Source organism: Acidimicrobiales bacterium (assembly GCA_036378675.1).
Taxonomy (GTDB): Bacteria; Actinomycetota; Acidimicrobiia; order Acidimicrobiales; family Palsa-688; genus DASUWA01.
Window position 1 is genome coordinate 14,034 of sequence record DASUWA010000015.1, and the last position, 14,313, is coordinate 28,346.

General features: G+C 64.6%; 19 protein-coding genes. 10 read left to right on the forward strand and 9 right to left on the reverse strand.

Annotated elements, in window-relative coordinates; genetic code table 11:
* The first annotated feature begins 7 nt into the window (after nucleotides 1-7).
* Nucleotides 8-1,420 (forward strand): MFS transporter, encoded by a 1,413-nt coding sequence (locus VFZ97_06095; GenBank protein HEX6392993.1) that lies wholly within the window; start codon nucleotides 8-10, stop codon nucleotides 1,418-1,420.
* A gap of 135 nt (nucleotides 1,421-1,555) precedes the next feature.
* On the opposite strand, the gene VFZ97_06100 is transcribed toward VFZ97_06095, so the two are convergent.
* From VFZ97_06100 to VFZ97_06115, 4 genes are all read right to left on the reverse strand, one after another.
* Nucleotides 1,556-1,978 carry an SgcJ/EcaC family oxidoreductase gene (locus VFZ97_06100; GenBank protein HEX6392994.1) on the reverse strand — a complete coding sequence of 141 codons (423 nt, stop codon included), beginning with the start codon at nucleotides 1,976-1,978 and terminating at the stop codon, nucleotides 1,556-1,558.
* Nucleotides 1,965-2,675 (reverse strand): SDR family oxidoreductase, encoded by a 711-nt coding sequence (locus VFZ97_06105; protein ID HEX6392995.1) that lies wholly within the window; start codon nucleotides 2,673-2,675, stop codon nucleotides 1,965-1,967. Before VFZ97_06105 ends, VFZ97_06100 begins: the two co-directional genes overlap by 14 nt.
* Before the next feature lie 74 nt (nucleotides 2,676-2,749).
* A complete protein-coding gene (locus tag VFZ97_06110; GenBank protein HEX6392996.1) occupies nucleotides 2,750-3,451 on the reverse strand; it encodes an alpha/beta hydrolase in 702 nt (233 codons plus the stop codon).
* A 59-nt stretch (nucleotides 3,452-3,510) separates the two neighbouring features.
* Entirely contained in the window at nucleotides 3,511-4,983 is a 1,473-nt protein-coding gene (locus VFZ97_06115; GenBank protein ID HEX6392997.1) for an MFS transporter, read from the reverse strand.
* A 134-nt stretch (nucleotides 4,984-5,117) separates the two neighbouring features.
* On the opposite strand from VFZ97_06115, the gene VFZ97_06120 reads away from it, so the two are divergent.
* The 4 genes from VFZ97_06120 to VFZ97_06135 all read left to right on the forward strand — a co-directional run bounded on the left by VFZ97_06120 (nucleotide 5,118) and on the right by VFZ97_06135 (nucleotide 8,264).
* A complete protein-coding gene (locus VFZ97_06120; protein HEX6392998.1) occupies nucleotides 5,118-5,789 on the forward strand; it encodes a TetR/AcrR family transcriptional regulator in 672 nt (223 codons plus the stop codon).
* 14 nt (nucleotides 5,790-5,803) lie between these two features.
* Entirely contained in the window at nucleotides 5,804-6,598 is a 795-nt protein-coding gene (locus VFZ97_06125) for a muconolactone Delta-isomerase family protein (GenBank protein ID HEX6392999.1), read from the forward strand.
* A 4-nt stretch (nucleotides 6,599-6,602) separates the two neighbouring features.
* Nucleotides 6,603-7,604 (forward strand): helix-turn-helix domain-containing protein, encoded by a 1,002-nt coding sequence (locus tag VFZ97_06130; protein ID HEX6393000.1) that lies wholly within the window; start codon nucleotides 6,603-6,605, stop codon nucleotides 7,602-7,604.
* Nucleotides 7,605-7,814: 210 nt separating this feature from the next.
* Nucleotides 7,815-8,264, forward strand: a complete 450-nt coding sequence (locus tag VFZ97_06135; GenBank protein HEX6393001.1) for a VOC family protein — start codon at nucleotides 7,815-7,817, stop codon at nucleotides 8,262-8,264.
* A gap of 797 nt (nucleotides 8,265-9,061) precedes the next feature.
* Here VFZ97_06135 and VFZ97_06140 read toward each other — a convergent pair.
* Together VFZ97_06140 and VFZ97_06145 are read right to left on the reverse strand one after the other, a co-directional pair.
* Nucleotides 9,062-9,367: an isoprenylcysteine carboxylmethyltransferase family protein gene (locus VFZ97_06140; GenBank protein ID HEX6393002.1), complete on the reverse strand. Its 306-nt coding sequence runs from the start codon at nucleotides 9,365-9,367 to the stop codon at nucleotides 9,062-9,064.
* Nucleotides 9,368-9,481: 114 nt separating this feature from the next.
* Nucleotides 9,482-9,868 carry a phage tail protein gene (locus VFZ97_06145; protein ID HEX6393003.1) on the reverse strand — a complete coding sequence of 129 codons (387 nt, stop codon included), beginning with the start codon at nucleotides 9,866-9,868 and terminating at the stop codon, nucleotides 9,482-9,484.
* A 135-nt stretch (nucleotides 9,869-10,003) separates the two neighbouring features.
* Here VFZ97_06145 and VFZ97_06150 point away from each other — a divergent pair, with 135 nt between their 5' ends.
* From VFZ97_06150 to VFZ97_06160, 3 genes are read left to right on the forward strand one after another with little or no spacing between them, the layout of a single operon-like run.
* Complete coding sequence (locus tag VFZ97_06150) at nucleotides 10,004-10,390, forward strand: VOC family protein (GenBank protein ID HEX6393004.1); 387 nt, start codon at nucleotides 10,004-10,006, stop codon at nucleotides 10,388-10,390.
* 20 nt (nucleotides 10,391-10,410) lie between these two features.
* A complete protein-coding gene (locus tag VFZ97_06155; GenBank protein ID HEX6393005.1) occupies nucleotides 10,411-10,806 on the forward strand; it encodes a DUF1801 domain-containing protein in 396 nt (131 codons plus the stop codon).
* 14 nt (nucleotides 10,807-10,820) lie between these two features.
* The gene (locus VFZ97_06160; protein ID HEX6393006.1) at nucleotides 10,821-11,531 is read left to right on the forward strand and encodes an ankyrin repeat domain-containing protein; all 711 of its coding nucleotides are present in this window, start codon (nucleotides 10,821-10,823) and stop codon (nucleotides 11,529-11,531) included.
* A gap of 24 nt (nucleotides 11,532-11,555) precedes the next feature.
* Here the strand turns inward: VFZ97_06160 and VFZ97_06165 are convergent, their stop codons facing one another.
* Entirely contained in the window at nucleotides 11,556-11,930 is a 375-nt protein-coding gene (locus VFZ97_06165) for an SgcJ/EcaC family oxidoreductase (protein HEX6393007.1), read from the reverse strand.
* Between the two features lie 158 nt (nucleotides 11,931-12,088).
* Complete coding sequence (locus tag VFZ97_06170) at nucleotides 12,089-12,619, reverse strand: PadR family transcriptional regulator (GenBank protein HEX6393008.1); 531 nt, start codon at nucleotides 12,617-12,619, stop codon at nucleotides 12,089-12,091.
* 66 nt (nucleotides 12,620-12,685) lie between these two features.
* Here VFZ97_06170 and VFZ97_06175 point away from each other — a divergent pair, with 66 nt between their 5' ends.
* A complete protein-coding gene (locus VFZ97_06175) occupies nucleotides 12,686-13,105 on the forward strand; it encodes a hypothetical protein (GenBank protein ID HEX6393009.1) in 420 nt (139 codons plus the stop codon).
* A gap of 72 nt (nucleotides 13,106-13,177) precedes the next feature.
* Here VFZ97_06175 and VFZ97_06180 read toward each other — a convergent pair whose 3' ends face one another.
* Nucleotides 13,178-13,615: a PIN domain-containing protein gene (locus VFZ97_06180; GenBank protein ID HEX6393010.1), complete on the reverse strand. Its 438-nt coding sequence runs from the start codon at nucleotides 13,613-13,615 to the stop codon at nucleotides 13,178-13,180.
* A gap of 234 nt (nucleotides 13,616-13,849) precedes the next feature.
* Here VFZ97_06180 and VFZ97_06185 point away from each other — a divergent pair.
* On the forward strand, nucleotides 13,850-14,313 hold a 464-nt coding region (locus tag VFZ97_06185), incomplete at its 3' end, for an FAD-binding oxidoreductase (protein HEX6393011.1).

Genomic DNA, 14,313 nt, shown 5'->3' on the forward strand with positions numbered 1-14,313 from the left:
CTTGACCATGACACTCCTCACCCAGGCCCCAACCCTGACGCCCACACGTCGCACCTCCCGGGAAGTGCTGATCATCGTGTGCGCCGGCATGGTGTTGGCGAGCCTCGACCTGTTCATCGTCAACGTCGCACTACCGCAAATCGCCCGCGATTTTCACACCTCCGATCTGTCCCAACTGTCATGGATTCTGAACGGCTACGCCATCGTGTACGCGGCCCTGCTGGTGTTCTTCGGCCGCCTGGCCGACCGCTACCGACGCGACCACGGATTCCTGGTCGGCGTGGCCGTCTTCACGGCCGCGTCGATAGCCTGCGCAGCCTCGTCGGGCATCTGGATGCTTGTCGCGTTCCGCCTTGTCCAAGCGGCGGGGGCCGCACTACTGACGCCAACCTCACTAGGGCTCATCCTGGCCACGACCGAACCGGAACGACGAGCGAGCTCCGTGCGGGCCTGGACCGCCGTCGCCGGACTTGCCGGCGCGCTCGGCCCGGTCATCGGAGGATTGCTGGTCGCGGCGAGCTGGCGCTGGGTGTTTCTCATCAACGTGCCGATCGGAGTCGCCGCGCTCATTGTGGGCTGGCGTCGGCTGCCTCATGTGCCAGGTCATCCGACGACACGGCCTTCGCCGCCCGGTGTCATCTTGGCCTGCGCCGGGACGGCACTGCTGACGACGGCGCTTGTCAAAGGCACCGACTGGGGCTGGCACTCCGCCGCCCTCATCGGGACCGCCTCCGGCGCGGTCGTGCTAATCGGGGCCTTCGTCGCACACTGCCTATACAGCACACGACCGCTGATCGATCCCAAGATGTTCCAATCTCGGGCCTTCCTGGGTGCATCGATCATCGCCATGATCTACTCCGCCGCGTTCGCCGCCATGCTGCTTTCGATCGTCCTGTGGGAGCAGGGTCCCTGGGGCTGGTCGCCCCTGCGATCAGCACTCGGGCTCGCACCCGGCCCGCTGATGGTTCCCATCGTCTCCTTCGGACTGACCAGTCGAGCCCTGGCCCGGTTCGGCCCCGCCCGCGTCATCTCTTTCGGATGCGCAATCTTCGGATCGGGCCTGGCGTGGTGGGCGTTAGCCGTCCATTTGAAGCCGAACTACGGCACCGGTGTCTTGGGCGGACTCCTGGTCTGCGGAGTAGGCGTCGGGCTGACCCTGCCCTCGATCATGTCGACCGGAGTCGGCGCGCTGCCACCCCAATCGTTCGCCACAGGCTCCGGGGCGATCAACATGCTCCGCCAGAGCGGCCTGGCGCTCGGAGTCGCCGTTCTGATCGCCGTGTTGGGTAGCGCCCATCATGGAACGGCGGCTTTGACCAGGTTCCGCCACGGATGGTGGGTGGCCGCCGCGATCGCGTTCTGTGCCGTCATACCTGCAACAGCGCTGCTAGGCCGAAAACTTTCGAACGCCGCCGGTTGAAATACGATCATCTCCTCGATCTCGTCACCGACGGATACGGCTGGGTTTTACCGCTGAATGACATCCCAGACCGCAATCGAATCCGAGGGGTCGCGATTGCAAACCCACTCCCTTTCGTGAATTCGCCGCCCGGAGCTATGTTCCCATGAGAGGGGAGACGTGGTAGTGAGTCAAGGCCCAGGAGGCGTCGGGGTCTTTGCGTGCCACGACGGTCAGGTAGACGGGGACCGGACCGTCCGGACGTTCAAATAGAACTGACGCGTAAGCGACGGTGACGGTCGGTGCGAGAACTCGGACCGATAGCAACTCGTAATCGGCGGTCAGCCCGATCGGCTGCTTGTCGTAGTAGGCGCTGATGTACTGCCGGCCGTACCCCGGTGTCGGGTCAAAACCCTGGAACAGAGCATCTGGAGTGAACACGTCGGCGACCGCTCCCGGGTCGTGCCTGGCTATCGCATCAGCCCATCGGTCGAGCAAGCCACGTATCACGAGCACTTCAGGAGCATCATCTGCAGGAGAACCGTGCAGGGGCGGCACGGCCGGCTCAATGCCCGGCACTCCACCCACCATCCACGTGCAGGAACTCGCCGGTGACGAACGGTGACTCCTCCAAGTACAGGACGCCGCGCACGACGTCCTCGATTTCCCCAAGTTCGTTCATCGGGTGCAGGCCTTTCAAGAACTCGTGCGTGCTCTCGTGGTGCATCGGCGTCTTGATGACCCCCGGCGCAACGGCGTTAACCCGGATCCCCGACGTGGCGAACTCGACGGCCAAGGCTTTCGTGACAGCGGCGAGACCGCCCTTGGTGAGCGAGGCGAGCGCGGCCGGTAGAGCCGACAGGGCGCTTTCAACCAGGGAGGTGGTCACGTTGACGATGTGTCCGCCCTCGCCGGAGTCGAGCATGCGGCGCGCTGCGCGCTGGGTGACATGGAAGAACCCGGCGACGTTGGTCCGCAGGACGAGGTCGTACTCGTGCTGGGTGTAGTCGACGAATGGCTTGGCGAGGAAGACGCCGGCGTTGTTGACGAGGGTGTCGACGCGACCGAACTTGACCAGCGCCGTGTCGATGAGGTGCTCTGCTACGGCCGGGTCGCCGATGTCGCCGGCCACCGTCTCGACGCCCGCCTCCGACGAGGCTGTGATGGAGCGTGAGTTGGCAACAACGTCGAACCCGAGCTCCTTGTAGGCGCGGACCAGTCCGGCGCCGATTCCCTGCGAAGCTCCGGTGATGACAACCACCTTGTTCATAGTCATGAAAGGCAGCCCCTATGTCGACCAGCGACGCCGTATACCCATCCAAACTCCTCATGTTGGTGGTTCATGTCGAGTTACGCCTGGTAGTCGGCTGCTTGGCGGATGACGTCTGCCACAGCGTCGGGTCTGGAGAGCATCACGAAATGTGAGGCATCTTCGACTTCGGTTGCGGTGACACCGGCCCGGAGGTTCTGAAAGCGGTGCAGAGCGGGCGCGACCGGGCGATCCTGGGTCCCGAACACGGCCCACGACGGCTTGGTGTGCCAGGCCACGGAGGCGGCCGGCTCATCGAAGGCGGACGCCAATAGCGGCCGTTGCGCGTGCGCGAGGAACGTCGCCTGCTCCTCGGGCACGTCCGCGCAGAAGACGCTCTGGAACTGGTGGGGGTCGATCGATACCTCGACAGCTCCGTCGGCCAACATCCGCTGTTGGAACAGGGGGCCCATTGCAAGCGACGGATAGTGCGACTGCAGGTCGCTCAGCGATTCGCCTTCATCGGGCACAAGTCCAGCGGCGTACACAACCGCGGACACCTTTTCGGTGGCGCCGGCCACGGTGACTACGGCCGCACCGTAGGAGTGCCCGACGAGAACCACCGGCGGTTCGATTTCGTCGAGGACCGCCCCGATGTAGGCGGCGTCGTGGGCGAGTCCACGAAGAGGGTTCGGCGGTGCGAGCACCGGGTAGTCATCTGCGCTGAGGAGATCGAACACGGGTCGCCAAACGGCAGCGTCGGCGAACGCTCCGTGGACCAGGACGATGGTGGGTTTGGACATGAAACTCCTTCACTTCGGGAGACGAGCAAGAAGATGCGGGGAAGTTCGCTTCGGAATGGTCAGGGCTCCGTCGACGACACGGTGGGATCCTCCAGGTCGACCATTAGAACGGGAGTCAGTTTGTTCTTGAACCGTATGAGCCCGAGATTGCCGGCGGCGGCCAGGGCGGCGATGCCGGCAGAAGCGAGCCAGGCGTGGCGGAACACGTGGAGTCCGGCGCCGCCGGAGGCAAGACCGAGAATCGCGACGAGCACGCTGACACCCACGACGGAGCCGATCTGCTGAGACATCGAAACGATCGCGCTGCCTGTCGCCGAGTCCTCCGGGGCCAGGTCGGCGGTGGCCGTCGACAGGATCGTCGGCAGGGCCAGACCGGCGCCGGCACCGACCGCCATCCAGCACAGCAAGAAGTCCGAAACGTAGTGAGGGTGACTCCCGAGTCTGACCTCGAAGAGGATCGCGCCTAGGCCGATCACCACCGACCCCGCGGCCGCGATAATCCCGGCCGGCACCCGGGCCTTCTTTTGAAGGTTTTCTGCGATGGTCGCGAAGAACGGGACGACCGCGGGCCCCGGGGCGGAGGCCAGGCCGACTTTGATAGCGGAGTAGCCCCAGTGGAGCTGCAGCCAGAGGATCACCGACAGGAACAGGATGGAGAACGACGCGAGGGTGAGCAGGATCCCGGCATTGGCGGATGCGAAGACCCGGTCACGCATCAGGTCCAGCCTCATGACCGGCGCGGGGTGACGGGATGACCGTCGGACGAACGCAGCCAGCGCGGCCGCTGCGATGACGAACGAAGCGACCGTTCCCCCACTTGACCAGTGCCAGTCGGTTCCCTTCACCAAACCCAAGGCCAGCGAGCCGATCGCAACGATAAGCAACAGGGCGCCCAACGCATCAGGCACCCGGGCATCCTGCTCGTGACGCTGGTCAGGCACCAGGCGCAACGCGGCAGCGATGGCAACCAACCCGACGGGTACGTTCACGAGGAAGATCCAGCGCCAGGAAACCTGCAGGAGCAGGCCGCCGAGGACTGGCCCGGTCGAGGCGGCCAGGACCCCGGCAATGACCCAGATTTTGATGTAAGTGGCGACCTTCTCAGACGGTGCGGTAGTGAGGACCAGGCCGAGGCTTGTTGGGGTCAGCAGCGCAGCGCCCACAGCCTGCAGGGCGCGAAACGCGATCAGCACCCCGATTCCGCCGCTCAATGCACAGCCGAGGCTGGCCGAGATGAATAGCGCCAAGCCGAGCACGAAGCCGCTCTTGCGCCCGTAGCGATCGGCGAGCCGACCGGCGGGGACCAGCAGAGCGGCGTACACGATGGCATAAGCGCTGAGCACCCAGCTCAGGTTCGACAGCGACCTTTCGTGGATGCCTCGGCCAATTGCGGGCAGCCCGACATTGGTGATCCAAACGTCGAGAACAGCCACGAAACTGGCTGTCGCCAGGACCGCGAGAATCAGACCGGGTCGGGTCGGGCTCGACGTCTCGGAGACGGGCTCTTCCAGGGTAGGGACAAGATTGGACATGGTTTTACTCCCAATCGAGCCGGGCGCCCGCTGAGCGGCCCAGCCCACGAAAGGATCTGGACTAGATGTTCCAGAAACCTACCGAGTTCTGGAACGACTTGTCAAAAACTTTCTCGTCGACGTACTCTGGGCGCATGGCAAGACCGCAGAGTTACGTCCGCGATGAGGTCGTCCGCGCCGCGGAACGCCAGTTCCGCACCTCCGGTTACAACGGCACGACCGTTGATGACATCGCCGCGGCGACCGGGCTGGGCCGGGGCAGCCTGTACGCAGCGTTCGGCGACAAGCACGGTCTGTTCCTCCAGACCATGGAGGCGTACTTTGGCCGACTCGAGGAGTCAACCGTGGAGGCGCTGGCCGGGCCTGATGAGGGCGCCCTCGAACGGCTCCATCGATTCTTGCTTGACGCTGTCGGCGGCGTGCCCCTCGGAGACGAACCCGACCCGGACGAAAGCCGCGCCAACACCGTGTGCTTCTCAGCCAAGAGCGCCCTGGAGCTAGGCACCACCGATCCCGAGGCAGCACGCCGCCTGAACGCCGGCCTGGACTTCGTCGAGGCGGCATTGGCCAAGTGTGTGGAATCGGCGCAGCGCAACGGCGACCTCGATGCCGACGTGGATGCCGACGAGCTGGCGTGGCTTCTTCTGACCATCGTCCGCGGCATCGACGTCATCGGCGCAGCCGGCCACGACGCCGGCTGCCTGACATCGATCGCCGAGCGCGCCTTCGCGTGCCTCCCGACCACCAAACCTCGAAAGAAGCGACGCGACGCAGGCCGCAGCAAGTCGACGCCGGCCCAGGCCTAACAAGGGAGTTGGCGATGGAGTTCCTGGTCGAATTCGAGATCGACATACCGGAGGGGGCGCCATCCGGGGAGGTCACAGAACGCGAAGACACCGAAGCCGCCGCGGCGGCCAAGCTCGCTGACGAAGGGCATCTGTTGCGCGTCTGGAACCAAACAGCGCCGACTGGCGAGCCAACCGTGTTAGGCCTGTACCGAGCCGACAGTCGACTCGAGTTGGACGGTCTGCTCGCCGGGCTCCCTCTGGCCGATTGGATGACCACCAAGGTCACGCCGCTGGCAGCCCATCCCAACGACCCCGAGATCGCCCGATCGGCGCCCGAGCCGGAGCGGAACCGGCCTGGCCTTCAGTTGCCAGCGCCGCAGCTGACGTTCATTTACCGCCTAGAAGCGGCTCTCGGCGAACCGTCGGAGCTGGGAGAAACGGGCGGCGGGCGTCGCCGCATCGTGCCTCTGACCGGCGGGACCTTCAGCGGTCCCGAGCTGTCCGGCACCCTGGTGGCCGGGGCCAGCGCCGACTGGCAGACCGTCACCGCCGACGGAACCGCCATCGCCGACCTGCGCTACACCCTTCAGACCGACCGTGGCGAAATCCTGTACGTCCAATCCCAGGGGGTCCGTCACGGCAGCGCCGACGTCCTTGCCCGTCTCGGTCGAGGTGAACCAGTCGACCCGAGCGAGTACACGTTCCGAACCTCCACCCGCATCGAAACCGCGGTAACGGAACTGAACTGGCTGAACAAAGGCGTCTTCGTCAGCGTCGGAGGCCGCCAGCCCGCAGGGGTGATTTACGAGACCTACCTGGTCGGGTAACGAGATGGCCACGCCGTTACCCAATGCGCACCTCGTCGCAGCGCATACGCAGGTAGCGGTAGCGGTTTACGACGGAGTGTTCGACTCCGGACTCGCGTCCATCCTCGACGTATTGAACATCGCCAACACCCTGGGCGCAGAGATCGACGAACCACCGACCTGGAACGTGACGATGGTCGGTCCCACACCGCAAGTAAGAACCGGAGCCGGCCTGCTAATCGCGCCAGAACCGCTCGACCATGCGCAAAGCGCGGATCTGCTCGTCGTTCCCGGACGGGCGGGAACTAGCCCCGAGACCCTGGTCGAGTTTGTCGGTAGCGATGCGGCTCTCCCGGTCCGCGCGCTAATCGAGCGCGCTCGAGACGGTGGTACGACCATCGCGTCGGCGTGCGCCGGCGCGTTCCTATTGGCCGAGGCGGGAATACTGGACGGAGTTCGGGCTACCACCACGTGGTGGCTGTCGCCGACCTTTAGGGCCAGGTACCCGCAAGTCCACCTTGACCACACCCAGATGGTCGTCACTCACGACGGCATCACCACCGCCGGCGCAGCCTTCGGGCACGTCGACGTCGCGTTGGCGATAGTCCGGGCGAGCAGTCCAACGCTGGCCGACCTGGCCATTCGGTATCTGGTGGTCGACGAACGTCCGTCACAGGCCGCGTACGCCATCCCCAGCGCCCTAGCTCAGTGCGATCCCATCGTCGTCGCCTTCGAACGATGGGCCCGCGAACGTCTTGCCGACACCATCAGCCTGTCCGAGGCGGCCGGCGCGATCGGCGTCAGCGAACGAACCCTGCAACGCTCCGTTCAGCGGACGATCGGAACTTCGCCCATCCGATTTGTCCAGGACCTCAGAGTCGAACGGGCCCGACATCTGTTGCGCACCACCGACATGTCTCTAGAAGCGATCTCGCAAAAGGTCGGCTATCAACAGCCCAACACTTTGCGGAAGCTTCTGCGGGAACGCACAGGCAAGACCACCTCAGCCCTGCGGGGACGCCGATAGGGCCTGCGCGAGGCCGGTCAAGCAGAGTCGGAGCGACTTGGAGCTGGGGGACAGGCCGACTTCTTCGTGTCGGAATCGATATCGAATATGTCGCTTACGCCACTTATCTCGCGGCCTTCGTGATCGTACGTTGAACGGGCGCCGTTGGTTCGAAATGACTGCGCAAAGCGGACACCTCTGATCCCGAGCCCACACAGCTAGGAGAAAGCAATGAGTAGGACCAAGTTGAATCTGGAAGTCCAGATCATCCCTGTATCCGATATCGATCGAGCCAAGCGCTTCTACCAGCAGTTGGGGTGGCGCCTCGATGATGACACCACCCCATTCGACGCTCTTCGCATCGTGCAGTTCACCCCGCCGGGGTCCGGTTGCTCGGTAACCTTTGGCAAGGGCATCACTACGGCCGAGCCGGGCTCGGCCAGAGCGGCGCTCGTCGTGTCAGACGTCGAGGCGGCCCACGACGACCTCCTGGGCCTGGGCATCAAGGTGACCGACGTTTGGCACGGTCCTCCGTTCCCCGTCGAAGCGCGCCAACCTGGGGTCGACCCGGAGCGCACCAGCTACGGCTCCTACTGTTCTTTCGATGATCCCGACGGCAACCTGTGGATCGTCCAAGAGGTGACGACGAGGCATCCGGGCCGGGAGTTGGAGCTCGCCTGAGCTACGGATGAGCATCTTCCAAGCCGCAGACTCACCCTCTGTGGAGATGGCCCCCAGGTCGGGACCTACATCGCTGTTCGATACGACGATGTATGTTCCCAGTCTGGTACAAAGCAGTGGCGAACTGGTCGCCGATGCATCTCGTGGCCGTTGGATGAGCCGAGAGCTGAAGACGCGCGGCCCCGCTGAAGGCGGTTAGAAGCCATCGTGCTCTACGCGCCCCTGCGCGTCGGAATCTGCGCCGACCGGGAAGAAGACACGCAATTCATCTCCGACCGACCCAGCACGCAATTCTCGTGCTAGACAAGCCTGAGTTCAACCGAGTCGGAAGTATCCCGGACCGACTGCTCACGAGGCTTGACCCCACCCTCGCGCGCCCTGGTGGCATCATCACCGGCCGGCCTGTAGCTGACACAGCCACCAACCCTGCAATATTTACAATATTTACACCAAGACACGACAGTTGGAACATGAACTAACGACGCTGCGCCGACCCGGGTATAACTCATTATCGGTATCGGAGGCGACAACTTCTTCAGCCGTGGGCATCGGCGCATGTTCCCGCCCCTAATGTCCCACTTGCTGAGGTCGTCCGGGCCATCCGCAAATGTGCTGTTCAGGAACGCCCCGAACGCGCACTATAGAACATCGCTGGCAAAAGCTACCAAGGGGATCCGAACGACGGTGTTGCGCTCGCTGCCGCAGCCCCGGTCGACTTCCGACGTGCCCCTGAACATGCGCTCATTATTCCAAGGCACTCGTTCCCCTGATCGCCGGTTCGCGACTCTGCCCAGCAGTCAGTCCCGTCCGATCCCCGGGACGAACCGACCGACCTCAGCGGTGTACCGCTCGTAGCTCTCCCCGTGCACGGTCCTGGGGTAGGGCTCCTCGACCCCGCGCACTTGCAACTCCTCAGCCACGGCTAACACGACGACTGCGCCGATGGATGCCCGGTTGGGCACCACATCATGTGCGGTTCCCGCGAGGTAGAGGATCATCAAGCTGTAGATTGGGTTGCGTACGAACCGGAACGGGCCCGAGGTGACGAGGTCGCCCAAATCCCCGCAAAGGCCAGCGAGAACCACGCCATCGTGCGAAGTCAACCACAGAAGTCGACGTCGCCCGTGCCCGACATGTCCTCACCTGAGATGGTCCGGTACTGGGCGCGTATCCGGCCCGTCGTCACTGCTGTATCCCCCAAGGAACTTGTCCAGCGGTCAGTACTCGGTCTTGAACGCAACTTCCATTCCTTCGCTCAGCTTGAACCCGACCGCCCGCTTGGCGGGATCATCCATGGTGTAAACCACGTTGATGGAAAGGCTGTTCTGGTAGAAGACGTAGTCCCACCGGATCTTGTCGATGTTGAGGGTGGTGGCCTCTAGGGGCGGGGACGAGATGACGACGTCGCGCTCTTCCTTGAGGATCCTCGCTACCCGATCGACGGTCGTGTTGGCTTTGGTGGCCGGCTCCACGGTGAAGTCGATGTCGTACTTGTTCTCGAAGTAGCGGGCCTCGTTCGCCCGCAGACCAGCGAGCGCGGCTGCGACCGGCGACGATTCCAGGCCGACGGTCGAAACGTTGTTGAAGTGCACGGTGTAAGTCATGACGCCGGTACCTCGGCCATGAGTTCGGCTGGTGATTCGGGCAGACCTTCCGCGTGGGCAGATCGGCTGAGCGATGATTTCCCCATGACTGCTCCGTCTAAACAGGCAAAGGAACCTAGCTACCAGGAGGAGCCCATGTCAGCGAGCACGACCCGAGCCAACAAGATCGCCACGGTGATCATCCCCGTCGCCGACCAGGACGGCGCCGTCGACTTCTATGTCACCAAGCTCGGCTTCGAAAAGCGCGTAGACGTGCCGTTCGGCAATGGCTACCGATGGATCGAGGTCGGCCTCGGTGACGAGGCGACCACCATTGCCCTCGCGCCCCCGCCGAATGAGAGCTCGGTCGGTAAGCGGGAGACCGGCATAAGCCTGCAGACCGACGATATCGACGCGTACCACGCGCAGCTCCGTCAATCGGGCGTCGACGTCGACGCCGAAGTCAGCCGGATGGGCGATCCGGTGCCGCCGATGTTCTGGTTGCGCGACCCCGAGGGCAACACGCTCATGGTCGTCCAGTAGTGCCCCGCAGCACACTGACGATGAGCACCGGGGACGTCGACCGTTACTTCGCCGAGTTGGACGAGCCCAAACGCGCCACCCTGGAGGAGATGCGTCGACGGATCCTCCGGGTCATCCCCAACGCCGAACAAGGTCTGTCCTACGGCGTGCCCGCGTTCAAAATTGACGGGAAGGTGGTGGCTGGGCTGGCGGCGTTCAAGTCGCACCTCAGTTATCTGCCCCACAGCGGTTCGGTGCTCCCCGCCCTGAGCGACAAGACCGGCAGCTACAGCCAGACCAAGAGCGCCTTACACTTCCCGCTCGATGAGCCACTATCTCAGGAGTTGGTCAAGGAGCTCATAGAGGTCAAGCTGCGAGAACGTCGCGGGGGCCGCGGTAGCGGGAGCGAACCGGGGTACGGCACTGGTACGGAATGAACTAGAGAGGGAACGTGGCGCAGCCCGAACGTGATCTGGCGGCGGAGCTGGTCTTCGCCATCCGTACCGGCGACGTCGAATCGGTCAGGCGCCTGCTCTCCGAGTCCCCCGCCCTGGCCCGAGGCCCGCTGGGCGGCCCATTCAAGACCCGCACCGCCTTGCACGTCGTTTGCGACTGGCCCGGCTACTTCCCCAACGGACCCGAGATCGTCCGGCTGCTCATCGCGGCCGGTGCCGATCCCAACTTCCGAGACAAGAAGCCGCGGTCTGAGACGGCGCTCCACTGGGTGGCCAGCAGCGACGACGCCGATGTCGCTGCGGCGCTGATCGACTGCGGTGCCGACATCGAAGTCGCGGATGGGTCTATTGGCTCGCCGCTGGACAACGCCATCGGCTACGGGTGCTGGCATGTCGCCCGCCTTCTCGTGGCGCGCGGCGCCAGGGTCGACAAGCTTTGGCACGCCGGCGCGCTCGGCCTCCTTCCCCGTCTCGAGGAGTTACTGGCCGCCGGCCCGACAGCAGAGGACATCTCCCAAGGGTTTTGGCATGCCTGCGCGGGTGGGCAACGGCGCGCCGCTGAACGCCTCCTGGCCGCTGGCGCAGACCTGAACTGGGAACCCGACTACGCCCACGGCACACCGCTCGATGCCGCAGGCGGCGTCGGTACTCAACAGCAGAACGTCATCACCTGGCTTAAGGAGAAAGGAGCTCGCTCGGCCGACTGACCGAGTCGTCGGAAGGGCTCGGTCTTACGCCGACAACAGGTTCGCGTCTCGTGCGACGACCCATCGACCGTCTGGCTCTTTTCGCAGAATTGTCAGCGTGTAACCCGCGCGATGGTCGGGTTGACCGTCGGCAGGGGTCATCGTGACGCTGATGTGGGTGCGCATCCATGCCCAGTTGCCTACGATCTCGAGTTCCTCGATGTCGCTGTGTCCTTCGACCTTGAAGGTTCGGCTCCTGGTTCTATCGGCGAATTCGGCCTTGCCGAAGGGCTCGCCGCCCGGCGTGAGGAAGAGGATGTCGTCGGCCATTAAGGCCAACACGGCGTCGATGTCCTTGGTTTCCGTCCCTCGCCACCAGGCATCGAGCAGGTCACGGATCATGTGCTCGTCGTCCTCCATGGCTACCTCCTATCGCGTCTCCAGCTCGTCGATACCCAGTCATGGGCGGCGAGCGACCATGCCCCTCCCCGCAATTTGTAGGACGAAGGGAGGGTGTACCAGAAGCGGCACCATGTCTGATCGCTGGACGATCTCACAACGCCGGGTCCGTGGCACCTTCATCGCTGGGGTCTGAGTCCGCGCGGCAATCGGTCGAACCAGCCAAGCACTGCCGACTCGTACGCGATCCCGAAGGCGAGAGTCACGCGTCGCTCCGCGGGTATTCCGCCGGCTGCCAGCTCTCGGTCGAGGGTCCGGTACTCCTTGAGCCGTTGTTCGTGCACGCCGCGGTGCTCGGCCAGGACTGCCCCAAGAGCTTGCGGGTCGAGTTCGTCGGCGAAGGTGAGTCGCAGGAGTAGGGGTATTCGGAGGTTCTCAGGTTCCGGCGCCGTGTTCACCCATTTCCTGAACGCCGCTCGGCCCTTGGCCGTGAGTCGGAAGGGTTGGCGGTCCCGCCGACCGACCTTTCCTCGCTCGATCAGACCCCGATCGGCCAGGTCGGCCAGCTCCCGGTATACCTGGCTACGGGTGATGGTCCAAAACCCCCCGATCACTTTGTTGGCCTCGGCGACCAGGTCATAACCGGAGCGCGGTCCGCTCCGGAGCAGACCGAGAAGGGCTCCGGCGGTGGCGTTCAGACGATCCGGCATACGCTCCCTTGACAGTCCACTCTGGACGGTCCACAGTAGACGATGTTGCCGAACTGGGGAGATGCAATGCCCACGATTTTCACGCTGCCATGGCGCTCGACGACCAGGGCCAGACCGGCCCAGACTGTGGTCTTCGCCAGCCGCTTCGACGCAGTAGGGCTGCGCGCCCGCTGGATCCTGTTCTGGGGTGGGATCCGTATGCGCAGCGCCGTCGTGGCCAGTCCGGGTTCGCTAGGGGTAAGCCTGCGGGCTAACCCCTTCAAGGGCCGCTTCTACACCCTGTCCCAGTGGACCGACGAGCAGAGCCTGCAGTCCTTCGCTCACGGGGTGGATCACACCAGCGCCGTCCGCGCAATTCGTGAGACTGGTCCCGTCAGCGGCGTCCTGATCTCGCGACCGGCAGGCGTCGAGCGACCCAAGTGGAGAGACACCATTCGCTGGGTCGACGCCGCTGAGCCCGGCCCTTACCGAAGCGAGCCGTCCTGAGCGACCGCGCCCTGACAGTCTCGGAGGCGCGGTGTGGGTACCCCAATGACGAGTCACCGGGAACAGTCGCGATCAGTTTGCTGGCGCCCAACGAGTGCCCTCTGGTGCGGTGAGCACTATGGCCGAGATGCCCTCGACGCGGCAGAGGTCGAGCAAGTGGGGGTCGCTGGTAGCGAGGCTCGTGGCCCCCCGGCGGGCGGCTTCGGCCGCTATGCAGTCCGCCATGCTGACTGCGCAGCGAACTCGGTGATAGCGGCGGGCCCGTAAACGTCCCGCAGCGAGGCCAAGGTCAGACTCCACGACAATGGCTTCGAGTAGACCAAGCTGGGCGAGGTCCAAGGCCGCCTCTTCTTCGTCGGCTCCCGCCAGACGGACTAAGTGATCGAGGATTTCTGCTAGTCCGACGGCAGTCAGGCCCGCGTCACCGTCTTCCAGCAGGCGCCGAACTTCGCCGGCCGCCGGTTCCGCCTTTAAGTAAGCAATGACTGCGTAGGCGTCGAGGACCGTCACCGCTTCCGGGACGCCTCACCCCGGCGAGCCTGATGGCGGGCCCGGTCAGACTCGGGTCCTCGCCCTCTGTACTTACCTTCCAGGTCGGCGATCGGTTGATCGGATACGGGGCGCATGACCACTCGGTCTCACGGGCGCATAAAACATCCCGTCATCGGATGGGTATCACCCACGCCGAGGTCTGCGCCGGCGCCAGGCGCTCATCGACCCGTCGTCTCGTGGCAAGCTGATCCCGTGGGCGATCCCATTGCGGCCGAGCTCGAGTGCATCGTCGGCCGCGGCAACGTCCTCGTCGGCGCCGAGATCAAGGACGAGTACCTCCACGACGAAGCCCTCGGCCTCGAACCGGAAACGCCTCGGGCCGTGGTGTTCCCCCGGGACGCCGGCGAGACCCAGCAGATCGTGGCTTGGGCCAACGCCACCCGCACAGCGCTCACGCCGAGAGGCGCCGGCACCGGGCTGTCCGGAGCGTGCATCCCGTCACGAGACGGCGTGGTCGTGGCCTTCGAGCGGATGAACGCCATCCTCGAGATCGACAACGACAACCACGTCGCAGTCATCCAACCCGGCGTCACCCTCGAGCAACTCGACGCCGAGACAGCCCGCCACCGCCTCGTCTACCCGACCTTCCCCGGCGAGCTCAGCGCAAGCCTCGGTGGCAACGTCGCGACCAACGCGGGCGGCATGCGTGCAGTCAA